This is a genomic window from Marinomonas maritima (genome assembly GCF_024435075.2).
GTDB classification, from domain to species: domain Bacteria; phylum Pseudomonadota; class Gammaproteobacteria; order Pseudomonadales; family Marinomonadaceae; genus Marinomonas; species Marinomonas maritima.
This window is the reverse complement of sequence record NZ_JAMZEG020000001.1, coordinates 678416-695292: the sequence shown is the minus strand read 5'-3', so window position 1 is coordinate 695292 and position 16877 is coordinate 678416. Positions and strand designations below refer to the sequence as shown.

General features: G+C 40.7%; 19 protein-coding genes. 4 read left to right on the top strand and 15 right to left on the bottom strand.

Features of this window, described 5'->3' with window-relative positions:
• Positions 1 to 32: 32 nt before the first annotated feature.
• A complete protein-coding gene (locus M3I01_RS03405; protein WP_255894182.1) occupies positions 33 to 905 on the bottom strand; it encodes a LysR family transcriptional regulator in 873 nt (290 codons plus the stop codon).
• A 92-nt stretch (positions 906 to 997) separates the two neighbouring features.
• Between M3I01_RS03405 and M3I01_RS03400 the strand changes: the two genes are divergently transcribed.
• Positions 998 to 1498 (top strand): lactoylglutathione lyase family protein, encoded by a 501-nt coding sequence (locus M3I01_RS03400; protein WP_255894181.1) that lies wholly within the window; start codon positions 998 to 1000, stop codon positions 1496 to 1498.
• 84 nt (positions 1499 to 1582) lie between these two features.
• On the opposite strand, the gene M3I01_RS03395 is transcribed toward M3I01_RS03400, so the two are convergent.
• Positions 1583 to 2479 carry an aspartoacylase gene (locus M3I01_RS03395; RefSeq protein ID WP_255894180.1) on the bottom strand — a complete coding sequence of 299 codons (897 nt, stop codon included), beginning with the start codon at positions 2477 to 2479 and terminating at the stop codon, positions 1583 to 1585.
• A 62-nt stretch (positions 2480 to 2541) separates the two neighbouring features.
• Positions 2542 to 3996, bottom strand: a complete 1455-nt coding sequence (locus M3I01_RS03390) for a YfcC family protein (RefSeq protein ID WP_255894179.1) — start codon at positions 3994 to 3996, stop codon at positions 2542 to 2544.
• Positions 3997 to 4147: 151 nt separating this feature from the next.
• Between M3I01_RS03390 and M3I01_RS03385 the strand changes: the two genes are divergently transcribed.
• Entirely contained in the window at positions 4148 to 5056 is a 909-nt protein-coding gene (locus tag M3I01_RS03385; protein WP_255894177.1) for a LysR family transcriptional regulator, read from the top strand.
• Between the two features lie 35 nt (positions 5057 to 5091).
• On the opposite strand, the gene M3I01_RS03380 is transcribed toward M3I01_RS03385, so the two are convergent.
• The 6 genes from M3I01_RS03380 to M3I01_RS03355 all read right to left on the bottom strand — a co-directional run bounded on the left by M3I01_RS03380 (position 5092) and on the right by M3I01_RS03355 (position 8355).
• Positions 5092 to 5424, bottom strand: a complete 333-nt coding sequence (locus tag M3I01_RS03380; RefSeq protein ID WP_255894176.1) for a YnfA family protein — start codon at positions 5422 to 5424, stop codon at positions 5092 to 5094.
• Between the two features lie 21 nt (positions 5425 to 5445).
• On the bottom strand, positions 5446 to 5892 hold the full coding sequence (locus M3I01_RS03375) for a GNAT family N-acetyltransferase (RefSeq protein WP_255894175.1): 447 nt from the start codon (positions 5890 to 5892) through the stop codon (positions 5446 to 5448).
• 196 nt (positions 5893 to 6088) lie between these two features.
• Positions 6089 to 6850, bottom strand: a complete 762-nt coding sequence (locus M3I01_RS03370) for an anti-sigma factor (RefSeq protein ID WP_255894173.1) — start codon at positions 6848 to 6850, stop codon at positions 6089 to 6091.
• Positions 6847 to 7416, bottom strand: coding sequence for a sigma-70 family RNA polymerase sigma factor (locus tag M3I01_RS03365; protein ID WP_255894172.1), 570 nt, complete (start codon positions 7414 to 7416; stop codon positions 6847 to 6849). The genes M3I01_RS03370 and M3I01_RS03365 overlap by 4 nt, the downstream gene beginning before the upstream one ends.
• Positions 7417 to 7537: 121 nt before the next feature.
• A complete protein-coding gene (locus M3I01_RS03360) occupies positions 7538 to 7789 on the bottom strand; it encodes a TIGR03643 family protein (RefSeq protein WP_255894171.1) in 252 nt (83 codons plus the stop codon).
• A gap of 212 nt (positions 7790 to 8001) precedes the next feature.
• A complete protein-coding gene (locus M3I01_RS03355) occupies positions 8002 to 8355 on the bottom strand; it encodes a YkgJ family cysteine cluster protein (protein ID WP_255894169.1) in 354 nt (117 codons plus the stop codon).
• Positions 8356 to 8553: 198 nt separating this feature from the next.
• On the opposite strand from M3I01_RS03355, the gene cls reads away from it, so the two are divergent.
• Together cls and M3I01_RS03345 are read left to right on the top strand one after the other, a co-directional pair.
• Positions 8554 to 10008 (top strand): cardiolipin synthase, encoded by a 1455-nt coding sequence (gene cls / locus M3I01_RS03350; protein WP_255894168.1) that lies wholly within the window; start codon positions 8554 to 8556, stop codon positions 10006 to 10008.
• A 52-nt stretch (positions 10009 to 10060) separates the two neighbouring features.
• A complete protein-coding gene (locus M3I01_RS03345; protein ID WP_255894167.1) occupies positions 10061 to 10840 on the top strand; it encodes an endonuclease/exonuclease/phosphatase family protein in 780 nt (259 codons plus the stop codon).
• Between the two features lie 39 nt (positions 10841 to 10879).
• On the opposite strand, the gene M3I01_RS03340 is transcribed toward M3I01_RS03345, so the two are convergent.
• From M3I01_RS03340 to hisC, 6 genes are all read right to left on the bottom strand, one after another.
• Positions 10880 to 11341: a methyltransferase family protein gene (locus M3I01_RS03340; protein ID WP_255894166.1), complete on the bottom strand. Its 462-nt coding sequence runs from the start codon at positions 11339 to 11341 to the stop codon at positions 10880 to 10882.
• A gap of 79 nt (positions 11342 to 11420) precedes the next feature.
• Positions 11421 to 12209, bottom strand: coding sequence for an SIR2 family NAD-dependent protein deacylase (locus M3I01_RS03335; protein ID WP_255894164.1), 789 nt, complete (start codon positions 12207 to 12209; stop codon positions 11421 to 11423).
• On the bottom strand, positions 12209 to 12763 hold the full coding sequence (locus M3I01_RS03330) for a non-canonical purine NTP pyrophosphatase (RefSeq protein ID WP_255894163.1): 555 nt from the start codon (positions 12761 to 12763) through the stop codon (positions 12209 to 12211). The genes M3I01_RS03335 and M3I01_RS03330 overlap by 1 nt, the downstream gene beginning before the upstream one ends.
• Complete coding sequence (locus M3I01_RS03325; protein WP_255894161.1) at positions 12753 to 13739, bottom strand: amidohydrolase family protein; 987 nt, start codon at positions 13737 to 13739, stop codon at positions 12753 to 12755. The genes M3I01_RS03330 and M3I01_RS03325 overlap by 11 nt, the downstream gene beginning before the upstream one ends.
• Before the next feature lie 108 nt (positions 13740 to 13847).
• Positions 13848 to 14441 (bottom strand): hypothetical protein, encoded by a 594-nt coding sequence (locus M3I01_RS03320; protein WP_255894160.1) that lies wholly within the window; start codon positions 14439 to 14441, stop codon positions 13848 to 13850.
• Between the two features lie 1308 nt (positions 14442 to 15749).
• Positions 15750 to 16811, bottom strand: coding sequence for a histidinol-phosphate transaminase (gene hisC, locus M3I01_RS03315; protein WP_255894159.1), 1062 nt, complete (start codon positions 16809 to 16811; stop codon positions 15750 to 15752).
• Positions 16812 to 16877 lie beyond the last annotated feature (66 nt).

Genomic DNA, 16877 nt, shown 5'->3' with positions numbered 1-16877 from the left:
CCACGCTTGTATTGACGATAAGCGTGGTTTTTTTATTTCAAACAGCGCTTCGCTTCATCTAACACCGTATGAACTCGACGTGGTAACAGCTTGTTTCGATGCACGCCAAGATAAAGTGTCTCGGTAACCGATTTGGGTAATTGATTGACACAAATGCTGTCGGGCTTATTAAAGGCCGCAATGGCATGACGAGGTAAAACGGTAAAGCCTAATCCCATGGCAACAGGTTCAAGAATCAAGCTAATTTGATTACAAAAACCCGATCGCTCGAAAGTCTGACCTTCCTCAAATTCAGGGTAATTAGCTCCCAGTAGTAAACCTGCGTGATAAGTTCCATCAGGATGATCAATAAACCCTAATGTTTGTAATTGCACCCAACTTGGTGATTGAACAGTGTGAGGCGTCACCAAAAGCAACTCCTCCTCTCCTATCGGCTGAATATGAACCTCATTCATCATCGATGAACTGGTCATGAAACCAATATCTACTTTGTGTTCAGAAATCAATCGTTCGACTTCTCGATTTGGCGCGAAACGATAATCTATGACCAACTTGGGGTGTTTCTTTTGCAGAAGCAGCAATTGTTGATACAACTTAAGGCCAACGCTGCCCGGCGATACCACACGCACCAATCCGTCAAAGGCAGGATCATCTCCAACAAGCTTTTCAAGCTCGGCTAAACCACTCAGAACGATTCGTCCCTCTTGATACAAACGCTCGCCAGCATCCGTCAAGGTAAACTGTTTACCATGACGAATTAATAACGGCCGCCCAAGTTGTTCTTCTAGTTTACGAACATGCTGACTGACACCAGATTGCGTCATATTTAACTGCTCAGCAGTACGAGTAAAGTGCGAAACATCAACCAAAGTACAGAAACTACGCAACCAAAGTGGATTGATCATTACAAAATATACTCATAGACATTTCAAACGATAATTTTACTTAATGCTTATGGATTTGTAACCTACAGAAAACCTCAACAAAGGAAAAAATCATGAGCAATGTTTACCCACGTAATTTTTCACACATTGGTATTTCTGTACCGGACCTAGACAAAGCCGTCGAGTTTTACACGCAAGTCATGGGATGGTATTTAATTATGAAACCCACAGACATCACAGAAGACAAAAGCCCTATTGGTGAAATGTGTACTGAGGTTTTTGGTGGAGGCTGGGAGAAATTTCGTATCGCCCACTTATCAACAGGCGACCGAGTAGGCGTCGAAATATTTGAATTTAAAAACCAAATTAACCCAGAAAATAATTTTGAGTATTGGAAGACAGGCATTTTTCATTTTTGCGTTCAAGATCCAAATGTTGAAGAACTGGCAGAGCGTATTGTTGCAGCGGGCGGTAAAAAGCGTATGGAAAAACCTAGTTATTACTATCCTGGCACTAAGCCTTACCGCATGATTTACATGGAAGACCCATTCGGTAATATCCTAGAAATCTACAGCCACAGCTATGAGCTTATATACAGTGAAGGCGCTTACTAAATAGCCGCTCAAAGTAACATGCCTTAAATCAAAAAAAATTTTATACAAGGTCAGAGTTAGCTCTGACCTTGTATAGAAATGACATTATTTATAATCACGACAAGACATCACAAACTTACGTGAAAGTGTCATTGCACTATGATTTTTATGGTATGCCGCTTCATTAATAAAAAGCGGATAAGCAGTATAATCCCCCTGCCAAGTGATTTTTTCACCAGAAAATGTTTCCATCACCACGTGACCTGGCTCTATAGGTTGAAAATCTTTTTGATCAATCTGGCGAGAGACCATGCCTTCTCTTTGCCCATTATCATCGATTGGCAAACTTAGATTGCCAGCATATTGAAAAGCATCGTATTCATCCGGTATAACTAAAGTTGTCCCATTATTGCGAAGTTCAACAAAGTCCAAAATATGCCTTGTCATCAACTCCATTAAATCCAGGGTTTCTTGCTGAAGCACTGAATTTGGTTGAGGCCCAACCTCAACCGTTACGCCTTGCTGGGCCACCGTAAGCAAAAAATTTTGTTTTTCCTCTGGCACATTATCCTGAAAATAAATATTGGCGTGTGGCATATGGTGTTTTACATAACCGCCTAACAAAATTGTGAAGGCATTTTTACGTTGCAACATCAAACAAGCCCCCATATTTGATGTTGTATTATGCAAATCAATCAAAACTTCGTAAGGCGAATTACCTTTGGGACCAAATTCAATATTAAGCTTTTTTGCCAATAGCGCTTCGTAGCCAGTCTTATTGATATTCTCAAGATCGGCTATATCAAACTCGCGATTCAGATCTGTTTCAATGTAACGCACAGATTGCTCGCAGGCTCTTGGATTAACAATCCGAGCAGTAATATCCAATGCATTCCATTGCTTCAGCGTTTGTTGAGCCAACCATTTTTTTACCAAATAAATACCGGATAATTCATTTCCGTGTGTGCCGCCAATTAAGGCGATGCGCTGTATTTTTTTCATATTTACTTATATCTCCTAAGCGCCGCGCAGCATCCATTGTGGCGACACCATTTAATTAAAACTTATGACCAGTTCGTGTACTGAGCAAAGATAAGAAATACCCAACTAAGCGCGTAAACCATCAAAATAACAGGAAAAATAGTCTTCACCCATTCAGAAAAGCCCACTCTCGCCAGTGCCAGCATTGCTAAAGTGCCGCCAGAGGTTGGAATGATTAAATTGGTAATACCATCACCAACCTGAAACGCCAGAATCATTACTTGACGACTAATGCCAACCAAATCAGCAAGTGGAATAAGAATTGGCATCGTTACTAAAGCTTGACCAGAACCACTTGGAATAAACAAGTTGATAACCCCTTGAATCACACTAATAGTGACTGCAATGAGTGCATCCGGCATGAAATCGATCAACAAATTTAATGTGTGAACTATGGTGTAAATGATTTGACCATCTTCAAGCACAACCTTGATTGATGCAGCCAAGCCAATAACTAAAGCGCCAGCCGTTACCTTTGAAGCCCCATCAATCATATGTTTTACATACTGATTTGCGCCGATTCGACAAATTGCAGCAATAACAATCGACATAACGATAAAGACGGCAGTAATTTCCTTGATGTACCAACTTCGACCTAACACACCAACTCCAGCAAGATAAGAACACCCCGCTATAATCACAATACCTGCTAAAAAAACCAACATCACGCAGATATCACGAGAGTTCATACGATAGTCAGCGAGCTGTTTTGGCAATTGATCTGACGAAGACTCTTCTGCTTTGGATTTTGGCGCAACAAACTTTGTGATGTACCAAGCCAATAGACTCAAAGATAAAAAGGTCAGAACACAACGTAGCAAAGCACCAGAAAAAATAGGTAAGCCCGCAATACTTTGCGACACCCCAACGGTATATGGGTTAATAGGAGACAACGCAAAACCGATTCCAATACCACCTATCGCAATACAGGCACCAACAAGATTTTTATAACCAAGTGCAGTGGATACCAACAATGCTACGGGCACCAAAGCAATGTTGTTTTCGAAACCAACGGTGATACCAAACACACCGTATAAATAGGTTGATAACCAGATAAGTAAGTTACCGCGCTTAAGGCCGATTCGCTTAACCGATGTACCGACAAAATTTTCCAACGCATTAGTGCGATATAAAATATTAAAAAGACCACCAGCAATAAACACAATAAACAGGTACTGCGCGGATTGAATTAGCCCTTGTGGGATGGCGACAAAAATATCAAAAACATTATTCACTACAGAAGCAAGAGTGATACTACTGGCATCCTCAGCTAAATAATGAAACGACTCTGCAACCACTCGTTGCCGACCGTCAACCTTTTCTAGATCATAAGCTCCTTTTGGTACTATCCAAGAAAGCGCGCTGGCCACTAACAAAATATAAAATATCAGCACCATTGGATCAGGCATCCTTAGATACCAAGCCTGCTTATCTTTTATCTGACTCGAATAGCTTTTGTCTTCATTAATATCCGGCACAATAGATCTCCACATCTTATTTTTTTATATCCACATTTTTTGCGAATTCATAAACAACCATCTCAATTAAGGATTAATATTTCACATATAAACTATTCGAACAATAGCCATTTATGTATAGTTGTATTCGAAAAAACTATGAGCTATAACGATGCAATACAAACAACTTCAAGCATTTTTAGCGGTTATTGAGAAAGGCTCTTTCTCTCAAGCTGCCACTACACTACAAGTATCCCAGCCATCAATCAGTCGACTTATCAAAGATCTACAAGAAAACATTGGCTTTGAATTGTTCCAAAAACAAAGAGGAAGAATGATTCCAACAGCCGAGGCAATGGCTTTTTATAAAGAAGTAAAAGGGGTTATTCATGGTATTCATCATTTGGAGAATTTTGCGGATAATTTAAAACATTCAACCCATGGAAGTCTGACAATTGGCTCAACTCCAGCTTTAGCGACTCAATTAACTCCGACCCTAATCCGTCACTTTGTTGATGAAAATCCAGATGTTCACATCAGTTTACTCACAGACAGTGTTGATCAATTAATGAAAGGATTAAGACACGCTAAATATGACCTGATTCTTACAAATCACGTAGACTATCATTCGGGTTTTATTGAAGAACCGTTAATCAATGTTGATTGGGTATGCGTTTTACCAGAAAACCACCCTTTAACACAAAAGGATGTCATAACGCCTACAGATTTAAATGATGAAAACCTCCTAAAATTAGTTGATGAGGACGGTATGGAATGGCATAGCCACAAAAGCTTGTTGAAAGAACACAACATTAAAATCCGATCACAATTTTCGACTCAGCGCTCTCTTTCAGGATATGGAATGGTAGCTGCAGGGCTCTGTATTGCACTCTTAGATCCCTTTAACGCTAGTATGTGGACAGGATTAAATGTTGTAACTCGCCCCTTTAAGCCGCAATTAAAATATCGCTACACCATGTATTATTCTGCAGATCACATTCGAAGTGAGCTATCGAGAGCATTTTCCGCTTGCGCAAAACGAAACATAAAAAAATGCCTACATTCGACAAGCATTAAATAAAATCATTTGCGAAATCAAACATAACATCAAAAAAATCATGCTGACCGCGGCGCAAACATAATAATTGCCATTCCTAACAGTGCCACACCAGACCCAATCATATCCCACGTCGTTGGGCGAATGCCGTCTACCACCCACAACCATAAAACAGCCATGAAAATATAGACGCCGCCATAGGCTGCATACACTCTTCCTGAGGCGGTTGGATGCAATGTCAGTAACCAAGCAAAGACCGCCAAACTAAACGCAGCAGGCACCAATAGCCAAATGCTTTTTCCATCACGCAACCAAAGATAAGGCAGGTAACAGCCGACAATTTCTGCCAGTGCTGTCACCATAAAAAGACCCATTGTTTTTAACTCAGACAAAAGAAGCTTCCTTCTATTAAATCATTGACGTATCAACCGCATGGGAACGAAGCGAATGCCATTAAATTCAGCTTCATTGCCGGTAGCCTCAAATCCATAAGATTCATAAAAACCAACGGCATTGATTGACGAACGCAGATTGATCTCTTTAGTGTCAGTCGTATTTAATAAAGTGCTAAGTAGCTGTTTACCAACCCCTTGGCCTTGCATCGATTTAGACACAAATAAGTGGGTAAGGTAATTACCATCACGTAACGCACCAAAGCCAATGATCTCACCTGCGAAGATAACTTTTAGTGTCTGAAAACGTTCAGTATCAAACGCCATAACAACGTCAGGCAGAACACGCGATTTGTATTCAGCTTTTCCCTGATCATTGAAATTAGGCAACACATCAATTTCAGATACTTGGCTAATAAAACGCTTCACGGACTCTAAATCCACAAGCTCAACTTGCTGAATTTCCATATCCCTCCCTAAATAGACATCACAAAAAAATCTATCAAAAAATAAGCTCTCGTATTTTTAAAAATTGTCTCTTGACCGAATGAATGAGAGATAAAAGATTCTAAAACAACAACAATAAAAAAAACCAACCTTTTAAGATTGATTTTTTTAGAAGTATTAATCGATTAAACAGACCGTAATTAAAGATGGCAGTCCATTAAAGTGATGTTGGGTACAATCTGCCATGAATCGCAGGACCAGTTGGCACACCTGTCGGCGACCCGCCCATTGGTTCGACACTTATACCAAACGTCGCATGACGAATGATCGCAGGATCATAGTCAATTTGCTTCTGGATTGGGTTGGCAACATTCGCTAACAACCCTAAAGAACGTGGCGCGGGGCCAATGTCGTCAGATTTAATCCACAACTGATAGGTTTTCCCTGCTTGACCTTGAGCCATGACAGGGCGAACTGTAAGTTGGCGAGTATTAATATCTAGAGACATAATAAAAGCAGGCTGGCTATCATCTGCCTGAAACACCGCCACAAAAGGCGAGTTGGCTTGAACTGTCGGCTCAACGGGTGGTTTCACTACCATAAAAATCGCAAGGCACGCTGCAATAGCAGAGGCGCTAAACGCCGAAAAACGCCAACGTTTTAATTTAACTCGCATGGCTTCCATCTCGACGACGACTGCCGACGTTACGGTGTTTATGGATGCCACGCTCTCTACTTTTTTGTCTGAAGGCTTATCAAGTTTATTAAGAATCTCATTGAATAAACCTTTTCTGGGTTCAGCGTCCTGTACATAGTCGTTTAATCCAGCAAGATGTGCTTGCCAGTTAATTATTGCTTGATCAAGCAATGGATCATTTTTTCGGCGCACTTCTACTGCGTCGCGCTCAGTCTTTTCTAAAGTACCAAGCACATATTCTGCTGCCAATGTGTGGATAGATGTTTCTTCATCGTTATTCATAGATTCATACAACCTTGCAGCTGTTTAATACCGCGATGCAGCCAAGTTTTAATCGTTCCTAACGGTTGATTAAAACGCTCGGCAAGCTCCTGACGAGAATATCCGTCTAAATAAGCCGCCTTAATCATCTCTGATCTAGGCGATTCGAGCCCAGCTAAACAAGCCTCTAATGTTAATAGTTCTCGACTCTTTGCAAAAGAGTCGTCTGGTGTCATCGAATCATCGGCTATCAAGTCAAAGTCCACATCAATATCACTATCGGGGAGTTGATTTTTTCGCACTTCATCAATAGTACGATTACGTGCAATCGTCGCCATCCAAGTAATGGGCGATGCTACATGGATATCGTATGCCGATGCCTTTTCCCATATCTTTAGATAAACCTCCTGTAATACCTCTTCGGATAAGGACTGACGCTTTAAGATACGGTAAACAATACCAAAAAGTTTCCGATGAGTGGATTGATATAATTCAGAAAAAGCGTGACGGTCTTCTTGAGCTACTCTGCTGAGCAAGTGCGCCAGTGATTCTGTCGTATGTTGTTCTGACAAAGAAGATTGATTCATAAGAGAATAATAATGAAATATCCATTAGTTAATATTTTACAGGCGTTACTCGAATTGACGTTTTAAGGTGATAAAAATACCAATTCTTAAACTTCATCAACAACCAAAAGTAGTGTAATGCCTAACGTTGCTTATATTGAGTTGGGCAGTAGCCTCTGCTCACACTAGACGATCTAAGCAGTAAATGCTTCGTTTTTCGTCCGCTGGCACGCTCTCGCCACAATTTAAAACTACTAAGTTTTAAGCTCTTTCGCATGAGTTTGATCACCGCTTTCTCATTCAAACCAAACTGGTGTTCAATCGCTTCAAATGGCGTTCTATCTTCCCAAGCCATCTCTAATATTCTTGATTGTTCGTCAACACTAAACTGCATACCGCTTCCCTAAACTTTATCGCTATAGAAAGCTGTTACGTCAATAAGCGCTTTTTAGTTCAGTTAAACATGAAAATAGAAAGTACAAGCAGACTAATCGCCGCGACGGCAAAGACCATCAGTGGTGGAGTGTTTAATGCGAGCGTTTGTACCTCTTAGTAATCTGTCAAACAACGGCACATGAGTCGAGCTTTAAACACACTACTGATAATCTACACCAACACTTGTCGTGTGTTAGCAATGTAGTAATGGACCTGATCCTCAATATCAGGGTCAACCATGTTTTTTGGACGACAGCTGTTAGGGCAAGCCATATTCGGGGTTGTGCCAAACAATCGACAGATTAGTGGGCGATCGTCATACACCTCACAACCATTAGGCCCCAAATGCACGCAGGTAAAATTCTCTAATGCGGCGTCATGTTCAGCGTCTGTTTTCACTGGGAGGTTCGACATTTCTTCTGAAGACGTCGTTACTGGCCCGCAACAATCGTGGCAACCCGGTGTACATTCAAACGATGGTATATGCTCGCGCAGACGCGCTATGATGTCTCGGTTATTGTTCATTTATACTCACTGGTGTGCGGCTCTTTTGCATTATTGCGCTCTCCCTATCCCATTATTCTATGGGTGTTATATTATGGTTTATCCATTTATGTGATGATGCAACCTAACATCATAAAATAAGTGTTAGAAGTCGATGTCGTTAATCACATCGTTTATTTTCCATAATGGGTTTAGCAGCACATTATTTGAGTGAATTTTATGCAAATAGTTGAAGCATTGGTTGAATGGGTCTACTTCCATTGGGTCACCATCATTGTAATTTTTCACGTTGGCTTATCGCTTCTCACCTCGTTGCATGTACTACTATTCAAAGAAAACGAACGTACCTCACTGGCTTGGATTGGTCTTGTTATACTTTCACCTGTTGTAGGAAGCTTGTTTTATTGGCTTTTTGGAATAAATCGTATCAAGCGTCTGGCGCAAAAAAAACACCCACAAACGTTTAAAAAACATTGCCACCATTCAAAAAAAATTAACAAATTTAACCATCTCCCCAAACATTGGAATTCGGCCATCATTGCCGGATATAACATTCATCCTGTGAATTATGTTGCCGATAACCGAGTTGAACCGCTCATTAATGGTGATGTAGCCTACCCCGCCATGATTGAATCAATTAAAAACGCAAAACGGCATGTTGTCTTATCAAGTTATATATTTGACTACGATTCACTTGGACGTCAATTCGTTAACGCGTTAGCAGAAGCGCATCAACGAGGTGTCATTGTGAACGTTTTATTAGATGGCATTGGCATTGGTTACAGCTGGCACAAATCAGACCGTGCGTTAAAAAAACTCGGAGTTAATACTGCCCGCTTTTTACCCGCTATTTCGTTGACAGGTATTCGCTTTATCAATCTAAGAAACCATAGGAAAATACTCAGTATTGATGGTGAAGTTGCTTACATTGGAGGGCTAAACGTCAGTAAGAACAATCTGGTGAAATCTGCAACACACCCCATTGATGATGTGCATTTTAAAGTCACAGGTCCCGTGATTGACCAGATCAGTCAAGTATTTACAGAGGATTGGGGGTTTGCGACAGGTGAATTAATTCAATTTCCCCGTTTTAATCCAAATGCACTCGAACAAAAAAACAATCACTGCGTCGTTGCGCGAGTCATTCAAGATGGTCCTGATGAACATCATAATAGAATACGATGGACATTAATCAACGCATTGGTTTGCGCACAAACAAGCGTAAAAATCATAACGCCCTATTTTATCCCGGACCAAACGTTAATGACATCGCTTCATGCCGCCGCATTACGAGGTGTGTCAATCGACATCATAGTGCCAGAGCACAGTAACATTCCATTTGTCGACTGGGTGATGGAAGCCAATTTTTCAAGAATAATGGAACACGGCATAAAGATATACAAAAACAAGCGGCCTTTCGATCACAGTAAAGTGGTCATTATTGATGACATTTGGTCCTTTATAGGTTCCACTAACTGGGACGCAAGAAGCCTCGAATTCAATTTTGAGATTAACCTAGAATGTTTTGATACGGCGCTCAACACACAACTAACCGAGCTGTTTAATTTAAAGAAACGCAACGCAAGCCTCGTTACCGAGGATGAAATGGATAACTTACTCATCTACAAAAAAATTCGTAATAACTTGTTTCGTTTATTCTCACCCTATCTGTAATGCAATGCGCAGCACCTTACCATCATAATTTTTAATAAAGGCCCATATCCTCATGATGAAAAGTCGATACAGCAAAGTTGAATCGCTCAAAATCATGGGCAGTGCACCCAATCAGGCACTAGGGCCAAACATCGAAATATTAGTGTGGAATGTTTTTAAATGTCGAAAAAAAGGCTGGTTGAAAGATTTTACAACGCTCATTCATGATAAAAATTTAATTCTCTTGCAGGAAGCCGTTTTAAATTCCTCTTTCGACAACCTTTTTAATGCGTCATCAGAGCACCAGTGGATTATGGCGAGCAGCTTTATGAGCGTCAAAACCAGTATCGAAACAGGCGTTAAAACCGGATCAACGGTTACAGCAGAAAAGCATTATTTTTCAGCATCAGCCCACGGCGAACCCATTACAAAAACAAAAAAGATGCTGCTGGCAACCGTGTACCCATTAGACCACCTTAAACAGTCATTACTCGTTATCAATGTCCACGCGATCAACTTTGTTTCGTTCGAAAAATTCAAAGCGCATATGGATCAAATGTCTCAAACGCTGGAACATCATGATGGCCCCATATTATTAGCAGGGGATTTTAATACGTGGAATGGGAAAAGGTTGAACTATTTTAATGAACTCGCCACCTCGTTTTTGCTGGAAGAAGTGGAAATGATACGTAAACCAAGGATAAACCATTTATTTCAGCACCTTGACCATATTTACTGTCGCGGATTAGAAGCCGTTGATGTGCAAGTACATACACACATTAACTCTTCAGATCACTACCCCATCAGCTTATCGTTACGTACATTGAGCCCAGCGGACATAAAACAACCTTAATGTGCCGTGCCGAAAGCGCACTTGAAAAATTGTTGGGCGTCAAATCCACCTGCGCACCTCTGCTTCATACTCGCGGTAAGCCTCACCAAACTTCTCTCTCATATGTCGCTCCTCTGGAGCGATTTGAAACCGATTCATATAAATAACGAATACTGGAAGCAGCACAAAACTTGCCAGATTGCTCAGAAACATTCCCCAAGCAATCAGAACAAGCAAAAAACCAGCGTACATCGGGTTTCGACTTATTCGATAGACTCCGCGAATGACAAGGCTAACGGATTGATCTGGTACTCGCGGGTCGACGGTTGTGCCCGCTGACCGAAACTCCAATACGCCACGTAACGCAAAAGCAACACCAATTGCCGCAAACACTATTGCAACAAGCGAAGACGCGGACAAAGTGAAATCAAGACTCGGAACAGCAACCACCAATGCCCACATAAGGCTTGCCGTAACAAACACCTGAACAACTGGTGGGATTTTTAACTCTAATGTCTGCATGATGATACCTTTGAAGGCCAATGCCCGCGTAATAGGCGCGAGCTTGCGAGCGTCCTGATTGACGCGTTTTTTAGCTGCATTACTGAAACTTTCTCAGAAATTCCAATAGTGCTTTTTTCGGATCGCTTTCTTTTGATGTAAGCATTTTAATGCCCCATTGATCTAATATTGTTTCTTGAATGGGGTTTGGTCTATGCGTGAATACATATGATCGAGGCTGAACGCCACCACCATTATTAGACTTCCATAATTTAGCCAACTTGTAGAAAAGAAACCTAAGATTCACATCAGTTAGACTATACCCAATAAACAAAACAGATTTCCCTAGAACATCCGACCTAAGTTTTATATCTAAAGGAGTCTCAAACTCTAAGCGCTCATAGTAACTAGACTCATCAAGTACAATAGTTTCATCGTTATCAAAATCACCATGGAATTTAATAACTTGAGTCACGCCATCTTTGATCTTTGCAATATCAGATACACCAGCAATTTTTGTATATTTCTTGTTGTACAGCTCATATGATTTTTCTAGCCACCTATCATAGTTGGTGGTGTAAACCATTGGGAACTTTGAGTTTGCAATGAGTTTGTGTATCTCAGATCCTTGTAAATCTACATTGGCAGAATGCCAATTAGTATCCATCCAGCTTCTGAGTGGGCCAATACTTCCTGTTTTTACCCTATAGTATTCTGCTAAGGCCAAGTCATTTCCGAAAGACTTATATATTTCGGGGTCATATCCCAACTCAACGGCAATATGATCTATTAGTTCTGACCATGTGGGAAGACCAAGATTTTTCGATACTCCTGCACCGACAAAAAGGATGACATTTTTTTCTCGATATGAAGCTATAAGATCATCCATTACAGAACCTCCGATACAAGAAATTCTCGAAAATTATCGAAGGCTTTCTTGCGCATTGAAATATCGTTCTTTTTTTCTCCCATCTCAGCAAATGTCTCTTCAAAGCCCTTTGGGATAAAGACACAATCCCATTGGAAATCTTTATTCCCTCTTGGCTCAGGCGCAATATTTCCCTCTATAGCCCCTTCAAACGTATATACTTTTTTGGCGTCGCAGAATGCAATGACGGTTTTTGCGGTTAGAGAGGTGTTTTTTAACCCTCCAAATAGTTCAGTGAATTTTTCTGCTTCTAATTTATCCCAAAACACTTGGGTTAAGCCGCCAGGAAAGCCTTGTAAGCTGTCAATATACAGTCCTGTATGTTCGATAAATACAGGGCGTCCGACTTGAGTGAACGCCTTTAAAACCTTATCCCTTACGATATGGTTAATATCTTCTGTCTGTATTTCATGAATTGTTAAAGGCGCGTGAACTATAGAAACACCAATATCCCCAAGAATGGCTTCCACTTCTCGGGCTTTATGGGGATTCTTTGTAACGAAGTTAATTTCCATACAACCCCTTAATAAAACAATATTTTTTTTGATTACTATACATATCGCGCAAATGCTGTGACGAATTTGTCTCACGATAAAATTCTAAATAGTCTTCAGTAAGGCTCGATGAATGTATTGAGGGATTGTCAGAACATATAACAAACGGAACGTTATTATCAATAAAGTCAATAACAGGATGTGGCTCACTTTCATTTACTGCATTCGTCAGTCTGTTACTAATGGGACAAACTTCAATACATATATCCCTATCTTTCAATAATTCCATCACCTCAACTGATTTTGATGCAGCAGTCCCGTGACCAATTCTGTCAGCGCCAAATTCATTAACTGCGCTAGTTATATTTTCAATTCTTCCGGTTTCTCCGGCATGAATTGTCACTTTAAGTCCATACTTATCTTTTGCATATAAAAAAAGTGAACCAGTTTCAATTGGGGATGAAATATCTTCATTGCCCGCCAAGTCAAGCCCAACAACAGTACTCGGCCTACCTAGTTTTGCATATGCTCCCAAAAGAGATCGCAAGTGCTCAGGAGCGTAATCGCCTCTAGAAACTGTCAAAATCAAACCTGCGTTGATTTTGTGTTTTTCAGACGCATCTTCAATTTCAGATATAACCCAGTACAATGCTTCATCTACTGAAATTTTATTTAGCAATGCCAAGTAAATAACACTGTTACGAATCTCAACAAATGTAATATTCTGAGATTTCAAATTTAGAAAAGCACTTTCCACTATCAAACCAAGGCATCTCCTACTTTTAGGTATAAGTCGTAACACTTGCCAAGGTTTCAAGTATGACTCCAGAGAGTCTGCGGGTAGTGAGATATTCAAGTCTCTTTCTAGATCAAATCCAGAAGGCAAATCAGATCTATCTCTTACTAACAAATTTCGAATCACATCAGTACTCACCAATCCATTTAAATGAACGTGAAGCTCACCTTTTTCCATTAATTTAATTTCATTTCTATTCATCGATAATCACTTGGAATTCGAATTAATCAGAACAGCTAACGCCCACATAAAAGGCGGAGCGTCAGCGACGTCCAGCGTAACAAAGTGGAGCGTTTTTTGATGTGCTTGTTAGTTTTTATTTTCTTCACGTTTGCGCAATTGTATTAATGCTTGAGTTTTAAAGGCCTTAGATAACCTACGTAATCTGAACCAAGCACAAATAGAAATGACAAAAATTACTATACAGTAATTAATAGCAGTACACTTTACGTCACCTGAAAGAAAAAGGTATGAAGCTAAACCACACATAAAGGAGTTTAACGCCATTCCCCTAGCGATACGATCTCGACTTACATATGCCTCCATTGTTTTGATAGTGTCAGATGCAGAGTGAGATAAAATTTCTGCGCTACGCTTATAAGGTTCTGACTTTGAAGTACCTAATATAAAATTTGATGTGGTTCTTAACCAGTTTGGGCAAGATAAATATTTCCCTATAAATGTCGCAATATTATTAAACCGCTTTAATAAATATGATGATGAAACATCGACATATATACCTAAAATATAAGCCACAGGAAATATAGAAATAACAATAACCTCCTTATAGTCTTTGATGTTTTGCGCAGATATATCAATATATTGATTTGAATATAAGCCTATCCATATGAGAGAAATAATACCTGTAATTAAATATTCTATTAATGCCGCAGCATACTGCATTATCCACTCCTAAAAACTAACAGTTTAATAGTGCGCATGCGCGTTTAGACATTTCGTAAAGCCTCTAAATATCATCATAAAGCCATAAATAATAAGAACTTTATTAAGCTATTAACAAAAACTAAAACTGGAAAAACAAGCATGCGCGTTATGTCATTTACCCACAACACGTTATTTTAGCTGAAAATATCCTTACCCATTAACACTAAAGGATTTTTTAATTTTTCACCAGTACAAAACACGCACAACTGGTTTATTTAAAATGGTTAAACGTGCAAAAGTGCGTTCATTTCAAAAATAGACTGTATATCCACCCATAAATTGCGTTTTAATTTTCATCTCGAAGAAATCAGTTCGACGCGACGAAGTTGCGCGACTTTATGGCGTTTCAGGGTCATTGTTTGGCGATCTATCTCTCACCAAATAAACAATCTATGCCTTACGATATAAGTCGTCTTGCTAAACGAATATTAAAAAAGTAAATGAGACGTTTGGGCTGAAAGTCCGATAAAGAGACCTTTTGGTTACTTTTGTGGCTCTGGACAAAAGTTACCCGCTCAGCAGAGCGGAATAAAGGTTGGGAATACAAAGCGTTTAAATGGAAACAAAATCCATTGTCGGTCTGGAGACCCGACCCACAAGACAATGAAAGCGTTGCTTTCAACGGTAGATTACGGTCGTACCTCCCTAATGCAACCCTACAAGTAATCCCGAGGAAGTCCGTTGATACGACGACGTTGATAAAAGTTACTCACCCAGTAGGACGGAATAAAGGTTGGGAATACAAAGCATTTGAATGGAACCTAAATTCCGCGTCGGTCTAAAGCCACGATCCACTAGACAATGAAAGCTACGCTTTCTTCGCCTGATTACGGTCGTACCTCCCTCATACAGGCCTACCCCCCTTAGCTTTCCACTCTTGAAATTCCGATAAAATCGGTTCGAAGCGACGAAGTTGCGCGACTTTATGGCGTTTCAGGGTCATTGTTTGACGACCTATCCTCACCAAATAAACAATCGATGCCTTACGATAAAAGGAGCGTAGGTGAAAATCATGTTCCTACGAAGAAAAGGAGGCATTAAAGATCTTAAAGAGACCTTTTGGTTACTTTTGCGGATCTGGGCAAAAGTTACCCGCTCAGCAGAGCGGAAAAAAGGTCGGGGATACAAAGCGTTTGAATGGAAACAAAATCCATTGTCGGTCTGAAGACCCGACCCACTAGACAATGAAAGCGTTGCTTTCTTCGCCAGATTACGATCATGCCTCCTTCACCATGCTCTACAAAGCACGGTGAAGGAAGGCGATTTTTACAATGTTTTCAGCGCTGCTGTTAATGCGGCCATTTCTTCGTCTGTGCCGATGGTGATGCGTAGGTAGTTGCCAATACGTGGTTTGTTGCTACCAAAGAAACGCACGAGGATGCCTTGTTCTTTTAGCGCGAGGTAGATTTGCTCGGCGTTTTTGTCTGGGTGTGTCACGAAGACGAAGTTAGTCGCCGAGGGTAGTACATTAAAACCAAGCGCTTCGAGGCCTTTGACAGTTTGTTCACGAGTCGCGATGGTTTTGTCGCAAATCTCTTTTAAATAGGCCTCATCTTCTACAGCAGCCGTCGCGCCAGCCAAGGCGATACGATCGATTGGGTACGAGTTGAAAGAGTTCTTCAAGCGCTCTAACCCTTCGATCAGGTCGGGATGACCCAATGCGTAACCCACTCGAATTCCTGCCAAGGCGCGAGATTTCGACAAGGTTTGCACTACCAATAGATTTGGGTATTGGTTGATCAAGGTCGAAGCACTTTGCGCACCGAAATCAACATAAGCTTCATCTACTAGCACAACCACATTTGGGTTGGCTTTCAGAATGACCTCAATATCCGCTAAAGGCAGCGCTTTCCCCGTTGGCGCATTGGGGTTGGTAACGACCACGCCAGATACGTCTAGGCTATGGTAGTCCGTTGGAACAATGTCGAAATCGTCGTTCAGTGGAATAAGCTTTGGTTCGATGCTGTATAAGCCTGCATACACTTTATAGAAGCTGTAGGTAATATCGGCAAACGCCAATGGTTTACCACCAGCAAAATACCCCATAAAAGCCAACGCCAATACTTCATCTGAGCCGTTACCAACAAAGACTTGGTTTGCATCGAGCTGGTAAGACTTAGCCAAAGCGTTCTTCAGCGTCACGCAGTTTGGATCTGGGTAAAGGCGTAAGCGCTCACTGACTTCAGCCGCCATGGCGTCTAACGCTTTGGATGACGGTGCGTATGGACTTTCGTTGGTGTTAAGCTTGATGTATTTTTTATCTTGCGGTTGTTCGCCTGGCACGTAAGGGTCAAGAGAAGCGATTTTATCTGTCCAAAAACGACTCATGGAATGCTCCGTTGTACGTCATCAAAAATAGAGTATGGAAACAAAATAAGGCCTCAATTGAGGCCT